General features: G+C 66.2%; 17 protein-coding genes. 11 read left to right on the top strand and 6 right to left on the bottom strand.

The window, feature by feature from the left end:
* Nucleotide 1: 1 nt before the first annotated feature.
* Nucleotides 2-463 (top strand): SixA phosphatase family protein, encoded by a 462-nt coding sequence (locus ACFQU0_RS13180; protein WP_382201512.1) that lies wholly within the window; start codon nt 2-4, stop codon nt 461-463.
* Nucleotides 464-475: 12 nt separating this feature from the next.
* On the opposite strand, the gene ACFQU0_RS13185 is transcribed toward ACFQU0_RS13180, so the two are convergent.
* Both ACFQU0_RS13185 and ACFQU0_RS13190 read right to left on the bottom strand, forming a co-directional pair.
* Complete coding sequence (locus tag ACFQU0_RS13185; protein ID WP_382201514.1) at nt 476-877, bottom strand: hypothetical protein; 402 nt, start codon at nt 875-877, stop codon at nt 476-478.
* A 70-nt stretch (nt 878-947) separates the two neighbouring features.
* Nucleotides 948-2,432 (bottom strand): Ppx/GppA phosphatase family protein, encoded by a 1,485-nt coding sequence (locus ACFQU0_RS13190; RefSeq protein WP_382201516.1) that lies wholly within the window; start codon nt 2,430-2,432, stop codon nt 948-950.
* A 194-nt stretch (nt 2,433-2,626) separates the two neighbouring features.
* Between ACFQU0_RS13190 and pstS the strand changes: the two genes are divergently transcribed.
* From pstS to phoR, 7 genes are all read left to right on the top strand, one after another.
* A complete protein-coding gene (gene pstS, locus ACFQU0_RS13195) occupies nt 2,627-3,661 on the top strand; it encodes a phosphate ABC transporter substrate-binding protein PstS (protein ID WP_382201518.1) in 1,035 nt (344 codons plus the stop codon).
* A 99-nt stretch (nt 3,662-3,760) separates the two neighbouring features.
* On the top strand, nt 3,761-4,741 hold the full coding sequence (pstC, locus tag ACFQU0_RS13200) for a phosphate ABC transporter permease subunit PstC (protein ID WP_382201520.1): 981 nt from the start codon (nt 3,761-3,763) through the stop codon (nt 4,739-4,741).
* Nucleotide 4,742: 1 nt separating this feature from the next.
* Complete coding sequence (pstA, locus tag ACFQU0_RS13205) at nt 4,743-5,597, top strand: phosphate ABC transporter permease PstA (RefSeq protein ID WP_382201522.1); 855 nt, start codon at nt 4,743-4,745, stop codon at nt 5,595-5,597.
* Between the two features lie 31 nt (nt 5,598-5,628).
* On the top strand, nt 5,629-6,405 hold the full coding sequence (gene pstB / locus ACFQU0_RS13210) for a phosphate ABC transporter ATP-binding protein PstB (RefSeq protein WP_382201523.1): 777 nt from the start codon (nt 5,629-5,631) through the stop codon (nt 6,403-6,405).
* A gap of 26 nt (nt 6,406-6,431) precedes the next feature.
* Nucleotides 6,432-7,133 carry a phosphate signaling complex protein PhoU gene (gene phoU, locus ACFQU0_RS13215; protein ID WP_382201525.1) on the top strand — a complete coding sequence of 234 codons (702 nt, stop codon included), beginning with the start codon at nt 6,432-6,434 and terminating at the stop codon, nt 7,131-7,133.
* Nucleotides 7,130-7,873, top strand: a complete 744-nt coding sequence (gene phoB / locus ACFQU0_RS13220; protein ID WP_382201527.1) for a phosphate regulon transcriptional regulator PhoB — start codon at nt 7,130-7,132, stop codon at nt 7,871-7,873. Before phoU ends, phoB begins: the two co-directional genes overlap by 4 nt.
* Before the next feature lie 10 nt (nt 7,874-7,883).
* On the top strand, nt 7,884-9,206 hold the full coding sequence (gene phoR / locus ACFQU0_RS13225; RefSeq protein ID WP_382201529.1) for a phosphate regulon sensor histidine kinase PhoR: 1,323 nt from the start codon (nt 7,884-7,886) through the stop codon (nt 9,204-9,206).
* Between the two features lie 3 nt (nt 9,207-9,209).
* On the opposite strand, the gene ACFQU0_RS13230 is transcribed toward phoR, so the two are convergent.
* The 4 genes from ACFQU0_RS13230 to trxA all read right to left on the bottom strand — a co-directional run bounded on the left by ACFQU0_RS13230 (nt 9,210) and on the right by trxA (nt 13,259).
* Nucleotides 9,210-10,952, bottom strand: a complete 1,743-nt coding sequence (locus ACFQU0_RS13230) for a hypothetical protein (RefSeq protein WP_382201531.1) — start codon at nt 10,950-10,952, stop codon at nt 9,210-9,212.
* 83 nt (nt 10,953-11,035) lie between these two features.
* Entirely contained in the window at nt 11,036-11,299 is a 264-nt protein-coding gene (locus ACFQU0_RS13235; protein ID WP_382201533.1) for a type B 50S ribosomal protein L31, read from the bottom strand.
* Between the two features lie 178 nt (nt 11,300-11,477).
* On the bottom strand, nt 11,478-12,740 hold the full coding sequence (rho, locus tag ACFQU0_RS13240) for a transcription termination factor Rho (protein ID WP_382201535.1): 1,263 nt from the start codon (nt 12,738-12,740) through the stop codon (nt 11,478-11,480).
* A gap of 186 nt (nt 12,741-12,926) precedes the next feature.
* Nucleotides 12,927-13,259 carry a thioredoxin TrxA gene (gene trxA / locus ACFQU0_RS13245; protein ID WP_382201537.1) on the bottom strand — a complete coding sequence of 111 codons (333 nt, stop codon included), beginning with the start codon at nt 13,257-13,259 and terminating at the stop codon, nt 12,927-12,929.
* Nucleotides 13,260-13,327: 68 nt separating this feature from the next.
* Here trxA and ACFQU0_RS13250 point away from each other — a divergent pair, with 68 nt between their 5' ends.
* From ACFQU0_RS13250 to ACFQU0_RS13260, 3 genes are read left to right on the top strand one after another with little or no spacing between them, the layout of a single operon-like run.
* The gene (locus ACFQU0_RS13250; protein WP_382201539.1) at nt 13,328-15,901 is read left to right on the top strand and encodes a PD-(D/E)XK nuclease family protein; all 2,574 of its coding nucleotides are present in this window, start codon (nt 13,328-13,330) and stop codon (nt 15,899-15,901) included.
* The gene (locus tag ACFQU0_RS13255; protein ID WP_382201541.1) at nt 15,898-19,293 is read left to right on the top strand and encodes a UvrD-helicase domain-containing protein; all 3,396 of its coding nucleotides are present in this window, start codon (nt 15,898-15,900) and stop codon (nt 19,291-19,293) included. The genes ACFQU0_RS13250 and ACFQU0_RS13255 overlap by 4 nt, the downstream gene beginning before the upstream one ends.
* Nucleotides 19,290-20,594 (top strand): TIGR03862 family flavoprotein, encoded by a 1,305-nt coding sequence (locus tag ACFQU0_RS13260; RefSeq protein ID WP_382201543.1) that lies wholly within the window; start codon nt 19,290-19,292, stop codon nt 20,592-20,594. The genes ACFQU0_RS13255 and ACFQU0_RS13260 overlap by 4 nt, the downstream gene beginning before the upstream one ends.
* The last annotated feature ends 85 nt before the right edge of the window (nt 20,595-20,679 follow it).

The following is a 20,679-nucleotide window of genomic DNA, read 5'->3' on the forward strand; positions in this document are numbered from 1 at the left end:
TATGGACCTGATTCTGTGGCGCCACGCCGAAGCCGAAGACGAGCTGGAGCTGGGTGGCGATCTGGCGCGCCGCCTCACACCCAAGGGCGAAAAGCAGGCCAGCCGCATGGCCAGCTGGCTCGATCGGCAGTTGCCTGATGGCGCACGCATTTACGCCAGCCCGGCGGTGCGCACCGAGCAAACCGTGGTGGCCCTGGGCCGCAAATACCGCCTGCGCGATGAACTGTCGCCGGATGGCACGCCCGAGCAACTGCTGCAACTGGTGCAGTGGCCCCACATCAAGGGGGCCACCCTGGTGGTGGGCCACCAGCCCGCGCTGGGCCGGGTGATTGCACAGCTGCTGGGCCTTCAGGAGCCCGATTGTGCGGTGCGCAAGGGCGCGGTGTGGTGGCTGCGCCAACGCGAGCGCGAGGGCGTCAAGCAGACCGTGGTGGTGACGGTTCAGACACCCGAATTGCAGTAAGCCAGCGCCGGCTTATTTGCCCTTTTTGGCCGCCGGCCGTCCGGTTTTCAGGGTGGGCACGTCGGCCAAGGCCTTGGCAAAAGCGGCGTCGGGCATGAAGGCCAGCGTCATCAGGCCAGCACGCAACAGCTCGCTTTTTTTGATGCTCACGCCTTGCTTCAAGGCGCGCTCCTTGAGCGAGGCGATGGCTTCGTATTCGTTTTTGGGGATAGTGAAGCTGTCGCGCACCAGCTTGGGCTTTTTGGCCTTGACCGGTGCCTCAACCGCAACAAGCACCTGGGCGGCTTTGACCACAGGCTTGGGCGCGGGCACGGCTTTGGCCAGGGCTTTGCGGGCGGCAGGCGGTGTGGCCACTTTTTTGGCAGCGGTAGGGGTGGCGGCCTTTTTGGCTGGCGCTTGAGGCGTGGTGGTCATGGGCAGATGGTTCTGGAACAAATGAAAGCGGTAAACAGTGTAAACCGTATATACGGTTTATGTGTGCCGGTCACTTCAATTCCAGCGAGAACTTCCAACGGGTTTTTTGCCATGCGGCTTCTTCCTCCTGCAGCAGCCAGGCCGATTGCGGGAAACGTTTGGCCCAGTCGCTGCTGGCGGTCAGGCGGAAATGGCCGCCTTTGTAGGCCAGTTTGAGCGTGCTGGTGTCGGGTGTTTTGCGCGCGTGGCACAACAGCACCGCCAAGCGCAGGCACAGCAGCTGTTTGGCAAACAACTCGTCGTCCAGGGCCTGTTCCATCTTGCGCAGCTTGCCGCGCTGGCCCAGCACCAGCTGGCTCATGCGGTGGAGCTCGGGCAGGGAGAAGCCAGGGGCATCCACGTGGTCGAGGATGTAGGCGCCGTGGTGGTGGGCGTCGCTGTGCGAGATGTGGGTGCCGATCTCATGCAGGCGCGCGGCCCAGGCCAGCTTGGCCGAAAACCGGCCGGCCAGCGGGTCGGGCGAAGCGATTTGCTCAAACAAAGTCACGCTGAGCGCGCACACCCGTTCGGCCTGGTCCACGTCCACCGAGAAGCGGCTTGCCAGCCAGCCCACCGTGCGTTCGCGCACGTCGGTGTCATCGGCCTCGCGGGCAATCAGGTCGTAGAGGGCGCCTTGGCGCAGTGCGCCTTGGGCGGGCAGCAGCTGGTCCAGTTCGAACAGGTCGAAGATGGCGCGCAGCACGCTGACGCCGCCGCCGATGACGGCCTTGCGGTCATCGCGCAGGCCTTCGAGCTTGAGCTGGTCGGCATGGCCGGCGCGCAACAGGCGGGTTTGTAGCCAATCCAGCCCGGCACGCCCCACCACACCGGCCGGCCAGCCGTTGTTGGCCAGCAGCTCGGCCACGGCCCCCACGGTGCCCGAGGAGCCGTAGGCCACGCTCCACAAGTCCTTGGCAAAGGTGTGGACCGCCTCATCGAGCACGGCTTTGGCCGCCACCTCTGCGGTGCGAAAGCCTTCGGCCGTGAACTCACCACCGGGGAAATACCGCAGCGACCACGAGCCGCTGCCCAGCCGGAACGACTCCATGCGCAGGGCATTGAAGCCCTGGCCGAGGATCATCTCGGTGGAGCGCCCGCCGATGTCGATGACCAGGCGGTGTTCGTCGGACTGCGGCAGCAGGCGCGACACGCCCTGGTAGATCAGCCGGGCTTCTTCGTGGCCCGACACGACCTCGATGCGGAAACCCAACAGTTCCTGGGCGCGCCCCAGAAATTCGTCGCGGTTGCGGGCTTCGCGCAGGGTTTGGGTGGCCACGGCGCGCACCTGGTGTTTGCCAAACCCCTGAAGGCGCTCGCCAAAACGGGCCAGGCAGTCCCAGCCGCGCTGCATGGCGGCGGGGGTGAGGGCGCGGGTTTCGTCGAGCCCGCTGCCCTGGCGTATGGCTTCCTTGAGGTATTCGACGCGTTCGATGTGGCCCGAGTGAAAGCGGCCAATTTCAAGTCGAAAGCTGTTCGAGCCCAGGTCGACAGCGGCCAATAAGGTTCCGTTTTGCATGCTGTGGCGAAGCGCAGCGCTCCGCGTTCCCTGAAAAGAAGGGCATTGTGACGCATGGCCGTGGCGTCGGGCTGACGGCTGTGGCTGTCAAACAGCTGTTTTCTGGCGGCCACGAACTTGTCACAATGTCGTCACAATGCGTCCCTAGAGTCTCGGTTGTCGCCAGTTTTTCATCCGCAACCCTGAGGATTCTCATGAACACGAAACGCACCCTGCTCAAGTCTGCCGCTGCCGCCGCTCTGGCCACCCTGGCCATGGGCTCCGCCATCGCGGCCGACATCACCGGCGCTGGCGCCACCTTCCCCTTCCCGATTTACGCCAAGTGGGCTGAGGCCTACAAAGCCGCCACCGGCACCGGCCTGAACTACCAGTCCATCGGCTCGTCGGGTGGCATCCGCCAGATCCGCGCCAAGACCGTGGCTTTTGGTGCATCTGACGCCCCCGTCAAGGGTGAAGACCTGGACAAGGACGCCATGGTGCAGTTCCCCGCCATCATCGGCGGTACCGTGCCGGTGTTCAACCTGGAAGGTTTTGGCAAGGGTGAGCTGAACGTGACCGGCCCCGTGCTGGCCGAAATGTTCATGGGCAAGATCAGCAAGTGGAACGACCCCAAGCTGGCCGCACTCAACCCGGGCAAGAAACTGCCCGACACCACCATCACCGTGGTGCACCGCGCCGACGGTTCGGGCACCACCTTCAACTGGACCGACTACCTCAGCAGCGTCAGCAAGGACTGGGCTGATTCCGTGGGCAAGGGCGCTGCCGTCAAGTGGCCTGCCCCGACCTCGGTGGGTGGCAAGGGCAACGAAGGTGTGGCCGCCAACGTGTCGCGCGTCAAGGGTTCGCTGGGCTACGTGGAATACGCCTACGCCAAAAAGAACAACATTCCGGTGATGGCGCTGCAGAACAAAAACGGCAAGTTCGTCATGCCCGATGACGCCACCTTTGCAGCCGCTGCCGCTGGTGCCGATTGGTCCAAGGCGCCTGGCATGGGCATCTCGCTGGTGAACCAGCCGGGCGATGCCGCTTACCCGGTGGTGACCGCGTCTTTCATCCTCATGTACAAGGAGCCGACCAACAAAGCCGAAAGCGCTGAAGTGCTCAAGTTCTTTGACTGGGCCTTCAAGAACGGCAAGCAGCACGCCATCGACCTCGACTACGTGCCGCTGCCCGACAAGCTGACCAACGAGATCCGCACCAAGGTGTGGTCTCAGATCAACAACAAGTAAGTCTCCGTCCGGAACGGCGCCCGTTGGCCTGAATCAGTGGCCGGCGGGCGTTGGTGTTGTGAGTCTCTGAACGGAGCTGGAATGAGCCTGGAAACCACCATGAGCGCACCCCCGGTGCTGGCCGACAACGGCAGCGAACGCATGCAGCAGATTGCCCGGCGGCAACGCTTGCAGGACTTCTTTTTTCACCGCATCACGCAGCTGTTCTCGCTGGTGGTGCTGCTGGCGTTGCTGGGCATCATCGTCTCGCTGCTGATCAACGCCTGGCCCACTTTCCACAAGTTCGGTGCGCGCTTCATCTGGTATGTCGAATGGGACATCGTTAACGAGGAGTTTGGTGCGGCCATCGCCATCGTGGGCACGCTGGTGAGCGCTGGCATCGCTTTGCTGATCGCGGTGCCGCTGGCGTTTGGCATCGCGCTGTTCCTGACCGAAACCTGCCCCACCTGGCTGCGCCGCCCGCTGGGCACCGCCATCGAGCTGCTGGCGGCGGTGCCGTCCATCATCTACGGCATGTTCGGCCTGTTCGTGTTTGCGCCGCTGTTCGCCGATTACATCCAGATGCCGGCCCAGGAACTGCTGGGTGGCATGCCCTTGGTGGGCTGGCTGGTGGGCGGTGCGCCCACGGGCCTGGGCATCATGGCTGCCGGCATCATCCTGGCCTTCATGGTGCTGCCCTTCATTGCGGCCGTGATGCGCGACGTGTTTGAAATCGTCCCGCCCATCCTGCGCGAGTCCGCCTATGGCCTGGGCTGCACCACGTGGGAGGTGGTGCGCCGCATCGTCCTGCCCTACACCCAAAAGGGCGTCATCGGCGGCATCATGCTCGGCCTGGGCCGCGCTTTAGGTGAAACCATGGCCGTGACCTTTGTCATTGGCAACGCCAACCGGCTGCCCACCTCGCTGTTCTCGCCCGGCACCTCCATCGCGTCCACCCTGGCGAACGAATTTGCCGAGGCGGCCGATTTCCACCTCTCCACCCTGTTCGCGCTGGGCTTTCTGCTGTTTGTCATCACCTTTGTGGTGCTCAGCTTGGCCAAGATCATGATTTCGCGCGCCGAAAAGGCCAAAGGTCTCTGACATGGACTTCAATCCAGCCCTCTACAACAAGCGTCGCCGTGCCAACGCGGTGGGTTTGACCCTGTCCATGGGCGCCATGGGCCTGGGCCTCGTCGTGCTGCTGTGGATTCTTTTTATCCTCTTCAGCAACGGCTTTGCCGCGCTCGACTGGGCGATGTTCACCCAGGACACACCGGCACCCGGCACCGAAGGCGGCGGCTTGCGCAACGCCATCGTGGGCAGCCTCATGATGCTGGGCCTGACCGTGCTGGTGTCCACCCCCATCGGCATCCTGGCCGGTGTCTACCTGGCGGAATACGGCGACACCAGCAAAACCGCTGAGCTGACGCGATTTGTGACCGACATCATGCTGTCGGCGCCCTCCATCGTGCTTGGGCTGTTCGTGTATGCGATTGCGGTGGCCACGGTGGGCAACTTCTCGGGTTACGCCGGCAGCCTCGCGCTGTCGCTGATCGCCATTCCGGTGGTCGTGCGCACCACCGAAAACATGCTGCGCCTGGTGCCCGGCAGCCTGCGCGAAGCGGCGTTTGCCCTGGGTGCGCCGCGCTGGAAGGTGGCGACCCTCGTGACCTTGCGCGCGGCCAAGAGCGGGGTCATCACCGGCCTGCTGCTGGCCGTGGCCCGCATCAGCGGCGAAACCGCGCCGTTGCTGTTCACCGCGCTGAACAACCAATTCTTCAGCACCGACATGGGCAAACCCATGGCCAACCTGCCGGTGGTGATCTTCCAGTTCGCGATGAGTCCCTACGACAACTGGATCCGCCTGGCCTGGGGTGGTGCGCTGCTGATCACCCTGGCCGTGCTTTTGCTCAACATCCTGGCGCGGGTCTTCTTCCGCGACCGCGCTCCCCGCTGAGCGCCCAACCCACAACGCTCAAGGCCCACTCATGACCGCCACCACTGTTGAAACCCGCAACGCACTGGAAGTGCGCAACCTGAACTTTTTCTACGGCAAGTTCCAGGGGCTGCGCAATGTCAGCATGGACATCGCCGAGCGCAAGGTCACGGCCTTCATTGGCCCGTCCGGCTGCGGCAAGTCCACCTTGCTGCGCACGCTCAACCGCATGTACAGCCTCTACCCCGGCCAGCGTGCCGAAGGCGAGATCAACTTCTACGGCCAAAACATCCTCGACGCCAAGCAGGACTTGAACCTGCTGCGGGCCCGCATTGGCATGGTGTTCCAGAAGCCTACGCCTTTCCCCATGTCCATCTACGACAACATCGCCTTCGGCGTGCGCCTGTACGAAAACCTCAGCCGCAGCGAAATGGATGAGCGTGTGGAATGGGCGCTGACCAAGGCCGCGCTCTGGAACGAGGTCAAGGACAAGCTCAACCAAAGCGGCCTGTCGCTCTCTGGTGGCCAGCAGCAGCGCCTGTGCATCGCGCGCAGCGTGGCGGTCAAACCCTCGGTGTTGCTGCTCGACGAGCCGACCTCCGCGCTGGACCCCATCTCCACCGGCAAGGTGGAGGAGCTGGTGCACGAACTCAAGGCCGACTACACCATCGCCATCGTGACCCACAACATGCAGCAGGCCGCCCGCTGCAGCGATTTCACCGCCTACATGTACCTGGGCGAGCTGATCGAGTTCGGTGACACCGAGCAGATCTTCTTCAAGCCCAAGCGCACCGAAACCGAAGACTACATCACCGGCCGCTTCGGCTGAACCCCGCCACACGAGGAGCCTGCAGCATGTCCGACAAACACCTTTCCAGCCAGTTCGACGCCGACCTCAACACCGTCTCCACCCGCGTGCTGGAGATGGGGGGGCTGGTCGAGTCGCAGCTGCACCAGGCACTCTATGCGCTGGTGCACCTGAGCCTGGAGACCGCCAACCAAGTGATCGAGAACGAAGCCCGCGTGAACCAGATGGAGCGCGAGATCGACCACGACATCACCTCCACCATCGCCCGGCGCCAACCCACGGCGCGCGACCTGCGGTTCCTCATGGCCATCTCGCGCACCACCTCCAACCTGGAGCGTGCTGGTGACGAGGTGACCAAGGTCGCCCGCATGGTCAAGTCCATCATCGAGAACGGCTCGCCGCGCTCCTTGCCCATCTCTGAACTGCGCCTGGCGGCCGACCTGGCCGCTGCGCTCATGCGCAAGTCGCTGGATGCTTTTGCCCGCCTGGACACCGCCATGGCCATCGAAATCATCAAAGGCGACGACGCGGTGGATGTGGAGTACGACGGCTTTCTGCGCAAGCTCATCACCTACATGATGGAAGACCCGCGCAAGATCACCCCCAGCCTGGACCTGCTGTTTCTGGCCAAGGCGATTGAGCGTGTGGGCGACCACGCCAAAAACATCGCCGAGTCCATCATCTACATCGTCAAGGGCGAGGACGTGCGCCACACCTCCATGGAAACGCTGGAGAGGCTGGCCCAATGAGAAAGCTGCCCCGTGTGCTGGTGGTGGAGGACGAGCCGGCCATCGCCGAACTGATCGCCGTCAACCTGCGCCACAACGGCTTTGCACCCACCGTGGTGTTTGACGGCCAGGCCGCCCAGCGCGAGGTCGATGCCGTGTTGCCCGATGTCATCCTGCTCGACTGGATGTTGCCCGGCGAAAGTGGTGCCAGCCTGGCCCGCCAGTGGCGCCGCCACGAGCGGACCAAAACCGTGCCTATCCTCATGCTCACCGCACGCAGTGATGAGTCGGACAAGGTGCAGGGCCTGGACGCCGGGGCCGACGACTACATCACCAAGCCGTTTTCGACCCAAGAGCTGCTTGCGCGCATCCGCGCCGTGTTGCGCCGGCGCGCGCCGCAAATCGTCAACGACTCGGTCCAGGTGGGCCCGCTGGTGCTGGATGCCGCGACCTACCGCGTCAGCTACGACGGCCAGGAACTCAAGGTCGGCCCGACCGAGTTCAAGCTGCTGCACTACCTCATGAAACACGCCGAGCGCGTGCACACCCGCGCCAGCCTGCTCGACAAAATCTGGGGCGACCACGTTTACATCGAGGAGCGCACGGTGGATGTGCACATCAAGCGCCTGCGCGAATCGCTGGGTGAAGGTGGCGCGCTGATCGAGACCGTGCGCGGTGCCGGTTACCGCCTCAGTGTGCAGTCCGTGCGAGCCAAGGTGGCTGCGTCCGACAGCCCGCAGGCGGCGGCATCGCCCACATGACCAGGCTCGCATGATCCGTCGCACGCTGGAGTTGGTGGCGCTGGTGTCGGTGGGCGCCGGCTGGGGTGTCTACACGGGTTCGCTGATGCTGGCTGTCAGTGGTGCGGTGGCGGGCGCGCTGCTCTGGGTCGCGCTGGACAACCTGCGCGCGGGGCTGGTGCTGCGCTGGCTCAGCCGTGGCGAACCCAGCACACCACCCGCAGTGGGTGCCGTCTGGGCCGAGGTGGGGGAGCGGGCTCGCAAAGCCTTGCTCAAGCTCACGCGGCAGGCGGCCGACAGCGAAGCCAAGCTGGCGAAGTTTCTGGAGGCCATGCAGGCATCACCCAACGGGGTGGTGCTGCTGGATGCCGGCTGGCACATCGTCTGGTGCAATCTCACCGCCGCACAACATCTGGGCATCGATGGCAAACGCGATGTGCAGCAAATCATCAAGAATCTCGTGCGCGATCCCGGCTTCACCGCCTACCTGGGCGCAGGCGATTTTTCCGGTCCGGTCGAGATTCCCGGACGCGATTACCTGCAAGAGCCGCCGCAACGCATTTCCGTTCAGGTTCACCCTTATGCCGATGGCCGCATGTTGCTGCTGTCGCGCGATGTGACGGCGTTGCAGCAGGCCGAGACCATGCGACGCGACTTCGTGGCCAATGTGTCGCACGAAATCCGCACGCCGCTGACGGTGCTCAGCGGCTTTGTGGAGACCATGCAGCACCTGCCCCTGGACGAAACCGACCGCGCGCGGTATCTGGGCTTGATGGCGCAGCAGGCCGAACGCATGCAGACGCTGGTGAACGATCTGCTCACGCTGTCACGCCTGGAGGGCAGCCCGGTGCCGGGCACGGGCGAGAGTTTTGATGCCGGCGAGCTGCTCGACACCGCCATGGACGAGGCGCGTGCCTTGTCGCAGGTGTTGGCGCAGGGTTCGCACGTGCTGGTGCGGGTATTTGGGCCGGCCCCACGTTTGGTGGGCAGCCGCAACGAGTGGCACAGCGCCGTCTCCAACTTGCTCAGCAACGCCGTGCGCTACACGCCAGCGGGGGGGCAGGTGTCGGCCGGTTGGCGCCTGTTGCCAGACGGTGGCGCCGAACTGGCGGTGGCAGATACCGGGCCGGGCATTGCGGCCGAACACCTGCCGCGCCTGACCGAGCGTTTCTACCGCGTGGACCGCAGCCGTTCGCGTGAAACGGGTGGCACGGGCCTGGGCCTGGCCATCGTCAAACATGTGGTGCAACGGCACGGCGCCCAATTGCGCATAGACAGCAGGCTGGGCAAGGGCTCGGTGTTCACGATTGCCGTGCCCGCTCAGCGGGTGCGCGTGAACGGTACGGCCGACTGAGTCTCAGGGCTCAGAGGACGCGTCGTTGCGCCGGTAGATCAGCAGGGTTTCCTTGCGGTCGTTCAAGCGGGGCACGGCTTGGTCAAAGTCCCAGTCGGCCAGGCTCACGTGCTGGCTCAGGCCCGTCAAGGCCTGCGGCGACACCACCAGCGCATTGCAGCCATTGGCCGAGGTGCTGAGCCGCTGCAGGGCAAGGCCACCGTGGTGTTGCAGCGCCACGATCTGGCCTTGCGTGAGGCCGTGCACCAACACACACCCTTTGTCTTCTTTCAGCGCTTGTGCCATGCGGTGCGCCATCGGGCCGTAGCTGCGGCCGTGATCGAGCAAGGGCAGCCACAGTGTCATGAGGAGCAGCCAGCACAGGGTGCTGCCGGCTGCGGGCAGCACCAGGCTTTTCCAGAGCGCCGCGCGGTGCCGGCCCACGCGCCAGGCCAGCAGCCACACCCAGGCGGCGGTGGCCAACAGCGCAGGGACCAGCAGGACGAATGAGAAGCTGGGTTCAAATCCGGGTGCCAAGCGGGCCACGTTGGCGGCGGGTTTGGCAGGGGTGCCCGTCATCATGGCCAGCCAGATGACCCAGATGACGGCCGCACAGCTGGTGAAAAACAGCAGGGCAAACCAGTCGATCAGCGCCGAAACACTGCGCTTGAGCGTGGGCAAAGCAAACGCCGCCAGGCAGGCCAGGCCGGGCAGGGCGGCCAGCAGCGCCCGTTCGTTGCCGTTCTGCAAGGTGCTCGACACCAGCGGGGCGATCACCGACCACAACGGCAGCGCCACGTGGGGGCTGCGCAGCTGCCGGCGCCAGCGCCACAAGGTCCACAGTGCCAGTGGCCAGGCGGGCCAGGTGAACCAGGCCAGCAGCCGTGCCAGGCTTTGCCAGTCCGCCAGACTGTCGGGGGGACCCCAGTAGCGGCCGAAGGGGTCAACGCTCACCACCGTGAGGCCTGTCCACGCCGCCACCATGGTCGAGAAGGTCAGACCGATGACCAGACCTGTGGACGGAGGCGCGTTCTCCGCACGGTCCGCTTGGGCGGGTGACACCTGGCGGGCCAGCAGCATGAGCAGGCCCAGGTGGCCCAGGCCCAGCGCGGCAGCCAGCATGGGCGTGCCGGAAAAGGCCATGCCCCAGGTGGCCAGCACCCACATCAGCGCGGCGTTGCGCCGCTGCCGGGCATCACCTGCGACCAGGCGAGCGCTTGAATAGGCCAACAATGCGGCACACGCCAGGCCGGCGAGGGCCGGTGTGGTTTCATGCGACAGCTGGGCCAAACCCAGGCAGGCGATCAGCGCCAGCAAAGCCGCGTCGGCCAGGGTGCGGGCGTAGTCGGTGGGGCTGGCTTCGCCGCCGAAGGCAAAGGACACCGGCTGCGCCTGTGGCTGGCGCGCCAGTTGGTAGGCCGCGTACCAGGTGCCCACCAGCGTCAAGGCCAGCAACGCCAGGAAAGGCAGGCGGCTCGCGGTTTCTGCCGACAAGAAGGGAAGGGCCTGGATGGACCACGCGCCCAACCAGTAGGGCAGCAGGGCCGGTGTTTCCAGCGCCCGACCCAAAATCTGCGGCTCCCACCACGACATCTGACCCTGCGCCATGCCCGACATCACGCCAAAAGCAGCCACGTCGTCGTTTTTCCAGGGCGCTCTGCCGAAGAAGCCGGGCAGCAGATAGGCCAGACAGAACAACAGCAGGGCCAAGCGTGGCAATCGGCGCACGGCGGCCTGGGCGACGATGGCGGGGGAGGGTTGGTTCACGGCGTCAATATACCGGTGAGAGCGGGCACAAAAAAAGCCGGACGCATCCGGCTTTTTTGGTGTTCGGCCCGGTGGGGCAGAAATTACTTGGCAGCGGCGCCGCCACGGGCGAAGCGGTTGCGGAACTTCTCGACGCGGCCACCCATGGTGTCCACGCTCTTTTGCGTGCCGGTGTAGAAGGGGTGCGACTCGCTGGAGGTGTCCAGCTTGTACAGCGGCAGTTCGCGGCCATCTTCCATCTTGATCATCTCTTTCGTGTTGGCGCAGGAGCGGGTCACGAATTTGAAGCCGTTGGACAGGTCCACGAAGCAGACTTCGCGGTAGTTGGGGTGAATGCCTTCTTTCATGGCGGTTCTTTCTGTTCAGGTGCGACAGCCGCGACGAAAACCGTTTCCGCCGTACTTGCCGCTAAGCAAAGCGTTGGATTATATGACGTTTTGGCCGCCGCGCCGGGCCGCCCCAAGCAAGGCCCAGCCCCTTGGGGGCAGCGACCCGCGTAGCGGCGGAGCGTGGGGCACTGATTTTTCAGCCGCCGCGGCGCATCATTTCGAAGAACTCCGAGTTGTTCTTGGTCTGCTTCATGCTCTTCAAGACCATTTCCATCGCCTCGATCTCGTCCATGTTGTACATGAACTGGCGCAGAATGCGGGTCTTCTGCAGGATCTCGGGCTGCAGCAGCAACTCTTCGCGACGCGTGCCGCTGCGGTTGAGCTGGATGGAGGGGAACACGCGTTTTTCGTACAGGCGGCGGTCCAGGTGGACTTCGGAGTTGCCGGTGCCCTTGAACTCTTCAAAAATCACTTCATCCATGCGGCTGCCGGTGTCCACCAGGGCGGTGGCGATGATGGTCAGCGAGCCGCCTTCTTCTACGTTGCGGGCGGCGCCGAAGAAGCGCTTGGGGCGCTGCAGGGCGTTGGCGTCCACGCCACCGGTCAGCACCTTGCCGGAAGAGGGCAGCACGTTGTTGTATGCACGGGCCAGGCGGGTGATGGAGTCCAGCAGGATGACCACGTCCTTCTTCAGTTCGACCAAGCGCTTGGCGCGTTCGATCACCATCTCGGCCACGTGCACGTGGCGGGCCGCCGGTTCGTCGAAGGTGGAGGCGATCACGTCACCGCGCACGGTGCGCTGCATCTCAGTCACTTCCTCGGGGCGCTCGTCCACCAGCAGCACCATCAGCGTCACTTCCGGGTGGTTGGCAGCGATGGCGTGGGCCATGTGCTGCATCATCACCGTCTTGCCACTTTTGGGCGGTGCCACCAACAAAGCGCGCTGACCCTTGCCTATGGGGGCAATGATGTCGATCACACGGCCGGTGATGTTCTCGTCGGTCTTGATGTCACGCTCCAGCTTCATCTGTTCCTTGGGGAACAGCGGCGTGAGGTTTTCGAACATCACCTTGTGCTTGTTGTGCTCGGGCGAGAGGCCGTTGATGGCGTCCAGCTTGTTGAGCGCAAAGTAACGCTCGCCGTCCTTGGGCGTGCGCACTTCACCTTCGATCATGTCGCCGGTGTGCAGGTTGAAGCGGCGGATCTGGCTGGGCGAGATGTAGATGTCGTCGGTGGACGCCGTGAAGCTGGTGTCCATGTTGCGCAGGAAGCCAAAGCCATCGGGCAGCACTTCGAGCACGCCATCGGCAAAAACCTGCTCACCGGCCTTGGCGCGCTTCTTGATGATGGCAAACATCAGCTCTTGCTTGCGCATGCGGCCGGTGTTCTCGATTTCGAGTGCTTCGGCTTGCTTGAGCACTTCAGACACGTGCAGTGCCTTGAGTTCGTTCAGGTGCATGGAGTGGACTCCGAGAGGGAGTGCAGAAAAAAACGGGGGAGTGGTGTGAGGCAGCGGGGTTGTCCCGACTCACGGCACGGTGGCTGGCAGCGACGAGGCTTGGATGTGCTGGCCGGCGATGTCGAAATTATGACAGGAAAAATGCGCCCGGCAGCAGCGGCCGGGCGGGGTGACGCAGAAGGGCGCTCAGGCCAGTTGCTGGTCGATGAAGGCGGTCAGTTGTGCCTTGCTCAAGGCGCCCACTTTGGTGGCGGCTGGTTGGCCGTCCTTGAAGAGGATCAGCGTGGGGATGCCGCGGATGCCAAACTGGGCCGGCACGGCGCGGTTGTCGTCCACGTTGACCTTGGCGATCTGCAGTTTGCCGTTGTAGCTGCCGGCCACCTCGTCGAGGATGGGGGCGATCATCTTGCAGGGGCCGCACCACTCGGCCCAGAAGTCCACCAGCACCGGGCCGCTGGCCTGAAGCACATCGGTCTGGAAGCTGTCGTCGGTCACGTGTTTGATCAGGTCGCTGGCCATGGTTTTGCCTCTGGGGAGCAGGTGTCTAGCAGTTAAAGTGGCGTCATTGTGACAGAAAGCGTATTTCCATGACGGCACCCTTGGCGGGCCCCTCCAACCGCCTTGTGGGCCACTGGGTCGATCAGGTGTCGGCCATGCGGCAGCACCTGCGGCGCTTCGATGCCCACGCCGGGCGCAGCCTGGTGCTGGTGCCCTACGCGCAACTGATGGCCCAGGCCCGCCAGGCCTGGCGCGAGCACGTGGGTGCCCAGGGTGGTTTTGTGCCCCGTTTCGAGACCACCCGCAACTGGGCGCAGCAACTGGGGCCCCATGAGCCCGGCGAACTCGACCACACCGCCGACGCGGCGCGCAACCGCGTGTTGGCCCAGCGCCTGCTGGAGCAGCCCGCCGGTGGGCGCCTGCCACCCGACTTGGCGCCGGCCCTGGTCGAACAGCTGCTGGATGCGGCCGCCCAGCTCGCCCCGCTGGCGAGTGCCGTGCCCCCCGAATCTCGTGCCGACTGGGCCAGCCAGCAGCGGGACGGGCTCGCCCGTTTGTTGCCTGGTGGTGTGGCGGCCTGGGAGGGCCTGGTGCAGGCGGTGGCCCTGGAGTGGGTGGGGCACAGCAGCTTTGCCACCGACGTGGTGTGGCAACACGCTCTGCCAGGGCAGGGCCTGGACGCGCTGGTGCTGCTGCAGGGCATGTTGCCCGACCCCCTTGGGCAGGCCTTGGTGTCGGCCTGGGGCGAGCGGGGCCTGAGCCTGCCCCTGGCTATGGTCGCAGACCAGGCGGTCGACCACGTCGCGCTTCACAGCTGCGCCGACGCCCAGGACGAAGCCCAGCGTGCCGCCGCCTGTGTGCTGGCCGAGATCGCCGCGGGGCACACGCCTGTGGCGCTGGCCGCACAGGACCGTATGCTCACCCGCCGCATCAGCGCCTACCTGCAAGGCGCCGGCCTGCCCGTGCGCGACGAAACTGGCTGGCGCTTGTCCACCAGCCACGCGGCGGCCCGGCTGGTGGCGGTGCTGCGGGCCTGCTCACCCCGCGCCAGTACCGACGAGGTGCTGGACGCCTTCAAGCACATGCCCTGCTGGCGGGGCGCCCAGGTGGACCGCTTAGAACGCCGGTGGCGCCGCGACGAAATGGCCAGCTGGGCTGCGGTGTGTGCCAGCGAAGCGCAGCTGGCGGCTCTACCGGAAGGCATGGCAACTTGTTTCGAGGCCTTGCAGGCGCCACGTGGGCTGGCCGATTGGCTGCGCGACCTCGCGGCCCAACTGCGCCATTGGGGCCTGTGGGACGCGCTGGCCACCGACCGCGCTGGGCAGGCGGTGCTCAAAGCGCTTTGGCTGCCCCAAGACGGCGCGGCGGTGCACGCCGATTGGCTGCTGGCCGCCACCCGCAAGCTGAGTCTGTCGGCATTCACCAGTTGGGTGCGCGACGTGCTGGAGGCCGCCAACTTTGTGCCCTTGTCGCCGCCGGGTGCGCCCGTGGTGGTGTTGCCCACGGCGCAGATGTTGGCGCGCCCGTTTGGCGCGGTGGTGGCCGCCGGCTGCGACGACCTTCACCTGAGCGCCGCTCCGGAGCCACCCGGCCAATGGACGCCAGACCAGCGCAGCCTGCTGGGCCTGCCCGGGCGCGAGGCACTCGCCACCTCGGCCCGCGCCGCCTGGGACCAGCTGTTGTGCCAACCCCGCGTGCATGTGTTGTGGCGCGAACACGAAGGTGACGAACCCGTGTTGCCCAGCCCGTGGGTGGTGCAGGTGCAGCAGGCGCAACAAACGCTGGGCCACCAGAACGCGGCCGACCCACGTGTGCCCCGTGCGTTGACCGGCACGGTGTTGACGCCCCCACAGCCCAGCGCACCGAGTCTGTTGCCCGCCAGCCTCTCGGCCAGCGCCTACAGCGACTTGCGCGAGTGCCCCTACCGCTTTTTTGCCCTGCGCCAGTTGGGCTTGGGCGAACTGCCCGAGTTGGACGACGCGCCCGACAAACGCGACATGGGCAACTGGCTGCACCGCGTGCTCAAGGCCTTTCACGAACAACGGCCCGAGCCGCGTGAGGTGGACGGCGACCGCGCCGCCATCGACGCGCTGGCCACACAGGTGGCCACCGAGATGGGGTTGGACGCAGCCGCCTTTTTGCCCTTCCGAGCCGCCTGGCCCAGCATGCGCGACGGCTACCTGGGCTGGCTCCACGGCTACGAGGAACGACCGGGCCAGGCCGGTCCGCGTTTTGATGTGGCCGAGGTGGACCGCGAGGCCACCTTGGGGCGCTGGCGCATCCGCGGCCAGCTCGACCGCATCGACCGCCAGCCCAGCCCCGAAGGCGCGATGGCCGTGGTCATCGACTACAAGACCGAGACCCGCGCCAGCACCGAAGAGCGCATCAAGCACCCCATGGAAGACACGCAGCTCGCCTTCTACGCCGCGCTGCTGCCCGAAGAAACGCTGCGCGCCGCCTACCTGTCGCTGGGCGAAGGCGCGGCCGGCGCCGCGTGGCTGGAACAAACCGAAGTATTGGCCGCCCGCGACGCCTTGCGTGAAGGCCTGCCCCACGACATGGACCGCGTGGCCGCCGGCGCCCCCATGCCCGCACTGGGCGAGGGCCGCGCCTGCGACTTCTGCGCCGCCCGTGGCCTGTGCCGCAAAGACTTCTGGACATGAACCCAAGCCCCCACGCTCCACCGTTGCACGGGTCGCTGCCCCCCGAGGGGGCTGACCTCGCCTTGGGGCGGCCCGGCGGCGAGGTCGCCACGACGGCCACCGAACCCGCGTACCGCATCAACGGCGTGCTCAGCGACGCCACTGCCTTCTACCGCGTGGCCTGCGACCCCGCGCGCAGCGTGGCGGTGGAAGCCTGCGCCGGCGCCGGCAAGACCTGGATGCTGGTGTCGCGCATCCTGCGCGCCTTGCTCGCGGGTTGTGAGCCGCAAGACATCCTGGCGATCACCTTCACCAAAAAAGCCGCCGGCGAAATGCGGCAGCGTCTGCTGGCCTGGCTGCGCGAATTTGCTGACCTGTCCGACGCCGAACTGGCGCAGCAACTGGTGTGGCGCGGGCTCACGCCCGAACAGGCCGCCGCCAGCGTGCCAGCGCTGCGCGCCTTGCAACAACGCCTGCAACAGGGTGGCCGCCCGGTGCAGGTGCGAACCTTCCACAGCTGGTTCGCCTCGTTGCTGCGGGCCGCACCGCTGGGGGTGTTGGCCGAACTGCAACTGCCGGCCCAGTACGAACTGCTGGAAGACGACAGCCAGGCCGTGCGCCTGGTGTGGCCACGTTTTTTTGCCACCGTGGCCGGCGACGAGGCCTTGTCGCAGGCCTTCCACGAGGCCGTGGCCACCCACGGCCGCAGCCAGACGCTCAAGGCGTTGACCACCGCCTTGAACAAGCGGGTCGAGTTCGAGCTGGCCGATGCCTTGGGCCGAGTGAACGCTTCGGTGGTGCCTTTTGGCGAACGCTTCCCTGAATTTGCCTCCTATGCCGATCCGGCGCACGCCTTGTTGGACGCTGCCGCCCACACACGCTGGCACGCGTGGTCCACGGCGCTGGGGGCCGAGAAGAACAAGACGCCGCAAAAGGCCGCCCAGGCGGTGGTCGATGCCTTCTTGTTGCCCGACGACGAGGCCCACGCGCGCCAGCGCCTGGCCCTGTTGCGCAAGGCCTTTTTTGTGGCCACCGACGACCGGCTCAACAACAACCTGCTCAAGTTCGATGCCGCCCAGGCGGCCGGCGATGAACTCGCCCGCCTGCTGGCCGCCAGCCGCCAGCACGAGGGGTGGCAACACCAACGGCGCATGGCCCTGCTGTCGCGCGCGCTGCTGCAAAGCTACGCCGCACTCAAGCGCGAGCGGGGCTGGGTGGACATGAACAACATCGAACAGGCAGCCCTGCGCCTGCTGTCCGACCCCAGCCTGGCGCCCTGGATGCAGCAGCGCCTGGACGCCCGGGTGCGCCACCTGCTGATCGACGAGTTCCAGGACACCAACCCGCTGCAATGGCAGGCCTTGTACGCGTGGTTGTCATCCTATGCCGGGGCCGGCTCGGGCGATGCGCCCAGCGTGTTCCTGGTGGGCGATCCCAAACAGTCGATCTACCGCTTCCGGCGTGCCGAGCCCCAGGTGTTCCGCGCGGCCCAGCGTTTTGTGGTCGAGGCCCTGGGCGGTGCCCTGCTCAGCTGCGACCACACCCGGCGTTGTGCGCCCGCCGTGGTGGGTGCGCTCAACACTGTGATGGGCGCCGCCGAAGCAGCGGGCGAGTACAGCGGGTTCCGTGCCCACAGCACCGACAGCAGCGCGCAGGGCCAGGTGCTGGGCCTGCCGGTGGTGCCCCGGCCCGAGCGCGGCAGCGACAGCGTGGACGGCAACGCCTGGCGCGACAGCTTGCTCACAGCCAAACGCAGCGCCGAAGACAGCCTGAGCGCCCACGAGGCCCGGCAAGCGGCCGACTGGATTGCCCACACGCTGGCCACCGAGCCGCTGGACCCCAGCGAGATCATGGTGATGGCGCGCAAGCGCGAGCGCCTGGGCTGGTTGCACGACGCATTGCGTGAGCGCGGCATTCCCAGCGAGGAGCCCGAAAAGCGCGACCTCAGCGAAGTCCCAGCGGTGCAAGACGTGGTGGCCCTGTTGGACGTGCTGGTGTCGCCCACACAAGACCTGGCGCTGGCACGCGCGCTCAAGTCACCGTTGTTTGGCTGGGGCGACAACGACCTCGTGCAACTGGCTCAGCGCGTGCGCGGCAGCGATGGCCGCCCGCACGGTTCTTGGTGGCAGGCCCTGTGCGACGCGGCGCCTGCCGAGCTGCCCGAGCCCATGCGTCTGGCCGCCGAACGCCTGCCGCGCTGGCGTGACTGGCTCTGGCAACTGCCACCCCACGACGCCCTGGCCGCCATCTACCGCGACGGCGATGTGCTGGCCGCGTTCGCTCGCCAGACACCCGCCGCTTTGCGCCCGACGCTGCTGGCCCAGTTGCAAGCCTTGCTCACCCAGGCGCTGGCGGTGGATGGTGGGCGGTGCCTCACCCCTTATCGGTTGGTGCGCGCCCTCAAGGCCCCGGGCCTCAAAGCGCCGGTGCTCAAACACGCAGGCGCCGTGCGCTTGCTCACCGTGCACGGCGCCAAGGGGCTGGAGGCACACACCGTGCTGCTGCTCGACACCGATGCCCGGCCACCCAAGGGCGAAGCCATGGGCGTGCTGGTGGATTGGCCGGGCGAAGACGCCGCGCCGCGCCGCCTGGTGTTTCTTGTCAGCGAAAAACGGCCGCCGCCGTGTGCGGCCGATTTGTTGGGCAGTGAGCAAACGGCGCGTGCTTTGGAAGAGCTCAACGCGCTGTATGTGGCCTGCACACGCGCTGAAACGCGCCTGGTGGTGTCAGCCACCGCACCACACGGCGACAGCGGCAACAGTTGGTTCAAGCGTCTCTTGCCGGTGTGCGAGCCGGCCGCAGTGTCAGCCGCTACCCCGCAGGCAGAAACGCACGCGGGCACAGACACCTTCACACTGCCCGAACTGCCGCCCCACCATTGGACGCCGCCGCCCGCCGAGCCGCTGGACGACAACCCGGTGAGCGCTCGCCTGGGGCAGGCCATGCACCGCCTGTTGCAGTGGCGTCCCACGCCCGCCCAGGGTTTTGACTGGACCGAGGCCCACGTGGCATCGGTCGCGCGCGAGTTCGATCTGGACCTGGCCCAGGCCCGGCAGGCACTGGAGCAAGCGCGTGCCGTGGTGGCCGGCGAGGGCGCCTGGGCCTGGGACGCCCAGCACCTGGACTGGTGGGACAACGAGGTGGAGTTGCTGGACGCCCAAGGCCAGGTCATGCGCCTGGACCGTCTGGTGCGCGAGCGCGCCAGCGGCCACTGGTGGGTACTGGACCACAAGTCCGCCGCGCACCCCGAGCGGCAGGCCGCGTTGCGCGAACAGCTGGCCCGTTATGCTCAGGCGGTCGCACTGGCCCAGCCTGGTGCCAACGTGCGCACCGCTTTCCTCACCGCCGACGGGCGTTGTATCGAGGTGGCCGTGCCCTCAAATGAATCCCTGAACCCGTATTCCCCCGCATGAATGAAGAAGTGAACAGCCTGCCCGTTGTGGTGGTGGGCGGTGGCCCGGCCGGGCTGATGGCGGCCGAGGTCTTGAGCGCCGCCGGTGTGGCGGTGCACCTGTTCGACGCCAAACCCACCGTGGGCCGCAAGTTTTTGCTGGCCGGCATCGGTGGCCTCAACCTCACCCATGCCGAAGATTTGCCCGCTTTTGTGGGGCGTTATGGCGAGCGCGCACCCGAATGCGGGCGATGGTTGGCGGCCTTTGGCCCGCAGGCCATCCGCGATTGGGCGCAAAGCCTGGGCATAGACACTTTTGTGGGCAGCTCGCAGCGCGTGTTTCCTACCGACATGAAGGCTGCGCCGCTGTTGCGCGCCTGGCTGCACCGCCTGCGCCACCCCGCCAGCGGCGTGCCGGTGCGGTTGTTCATGCGCCACCATTGGGACGGGCAGCTGCAACCGGTCAACAACGGCGCCTGGGACCTCTGTTTTCAAAGTCCTGGGGGCGAAGTGACCGTGCGCGCACGTGCGGTGCTGCTCGCCGTGGGTGGCGGCAGTTGGGCCAAGCTGGGTTCAGACGGCCGCTGGGCCGAGCCACTGCGGGCTCAAGGTGTGGACGTGGCCCCGCTGCGGCCCGCCAATTGCGGTTTCGACGCCGCCGTCCGCGGGCGCGCTGGTTGGAGTGCCCATTTGAGCGAGCGGTTTGCCGGCCAGCCCTTGAAATCGGTGGGTTTGTTGGTGGACGACGGGGCAGGGCGGCACTTCAGCCGCAAGGGCGAGTTCGTGTTGACCGCCACCGGCATCGAAGGCAGCCTGGTCTACGCGGCTTCTGCTTTGATTCGCGACACCATCGCGCGCGATGGCCACGCCACCGTGTTTCTCAACCTGCGCCCCGATTTGGATGCTGAGCGGGTGCGCCGCGAAGTGGCCCACCCGCGCGGCTCACGCTCGCTGTCCAGCCACCTCAAAAGCCGCCTCAACCTGAGCGCTGTGCACACGGCGTTGTTGCACGAAGTGCTGTCGGCCGACGAACTGCACGACAACCAAAAGCTCGCGGCGGCCATCCAGCACCTGCCCATCACCCTGGTGGCCACGCGGCCCATCGACGAGGCCATCAGCACGGCCGGTGGCGTGCGGCTGGAGGCGCTGGACGAGGGTTTGATGCTCAGCACCCATCCGGGCGTGTGCTGTGCCGGTGAAATGCTGGATTGGGAAGCGCCCACGGGAGGCTACCTGCTGAGCGCCTGCCTGGCCAGTGGCCGGGTGGCGGGCGAGGCCTTGCTGCGGTGGTGCAAAAAATCGCGCGATGAAGCTGCGCGTTGAATGAATAAGGTGACGAGCCTTGACCCCGGCACTGACTCCACAGTTAGGGCTGCTTGGTTCCCCACCTGACCCGGTTGGCCGCTTT

Source organism: Hydrogenophaga defluvii (genome assembly GCF_042665235.1).
GTDB lineage: Bacteria > Pseudomonadota > Gammaproteobacteria > Burkholderiales > Burkholderiaceae_C > Hydrogenophaga > Hydrogenophaga defluvii_A.

Bases quoted from the DNA above. Each gene is read 5' to 3' on its own strand.
- phoR (WP_382201529.1), top strand. From the start codon at position 7,884: ATGATCCGTCGCACGCTGGAGTTGGTGGCGCTGGTGTCGGTGGGCGCC.
- ACFQU0_RS13250 (WP_382201539.1), top strand. From the start codon at position 13,328: ATGACGGCACCCTTGGCGGGCCCCTCCAACCGCCTTGTGGGCCACTGG.
- pstB (WP_382201523.1), top strand. From the start codon at position 5,629: ATGACCGCCACCACTGTTGAAACCCGCAACGCACTGGAAGTGCGCAAC.
- phoU (WP_382201525.1), top strand. From the start codon at position 6,432: ATGTCCGACAAACACCTTTCCAGCCAGTTCGACGCCGACCTCAACACC.
- pstS (WP_382201518.1), top strand. From the start codon at position 2,627: ATGAACACGAAACGCACCCTGCTCAAGTCTGCCGCTGCCGCCGCTCTG.
- phoB (WP_382201527.1), top strand. From the start codon at position 7,130: ATGAGAAAGCTGCCCCGTGTGCTGGTGGTGGAGGACGAGCCGGCCATC.
- ACFQU0_RS13255 (WP_382201541.1), top strand. From the start codon at position 15,898: ATGAACCCAAGCCCCCACGCTCCACCGTTGCACGGGTCGCTGCCCCCC.
- ACFQU0_RS13260 (WP_382201543.1), top strand. From the start codon at position 19,290: ATGAATGAAGAAGTGAACAGCCTGCCCGTTGTGGTGGTGGGCGGTGGC.
- ACFQU0_RS13185 (WP_382201514.1), bottom strand. From the start codon at position 877: ATGACCACCACGCCTCAAGCGCCAGCCAAAAAGGCCGCCACCCCTACC.
- trxA (WP_382201537.1), bottom strand. From the start codon at position 13,259: ATGGCCAGCGACCTGATCAAACACGTGACCGACGACAGCTTCCAGACC.
- ACFQU0_RS13235 (WP_382201533.1), bottom strand. From the start codon at position 11,299: ATGAAAGAAGGCATTCACCCCAACTACCGCGAAGTCTGCTTCGTGGAC.
- rho (WP_382201535.1), bottom strand. From the start codon at position 12,740: ATGCACCTGAACGAACTCAAGGCACTGCACGTGTCTGAAGTGCTCAAG.
- ACFQU0_RS13190 (WP_382201516.1), bottom strand. From the start codon at position 2,432: ATGCAAAACGGAACCTTATTGGCCGCTGTCGACCTGGGCTCGAACAGC.
- pstC (WP_382201520.1), top strand. From the start codon at position 3,761: ATGAGCGCACCCCCGGTGCTGGCCGACAACGGCAGCGAACGCATGCAG.
- pstA (WP_382201522.1), top strand. From the start codon at position 4,743: ATGGACTTCAATCCAGCCCTCTACAACAAGCGTCGCCGTGCCAACGCG.
- ACFQU0_RS13180 (WP_382201512.1), top strand. From the start codon at position 2: ATGGACCTGATTCTGTGGCGCCACGCCGAAGCCGAAGACGAGCTGGAG.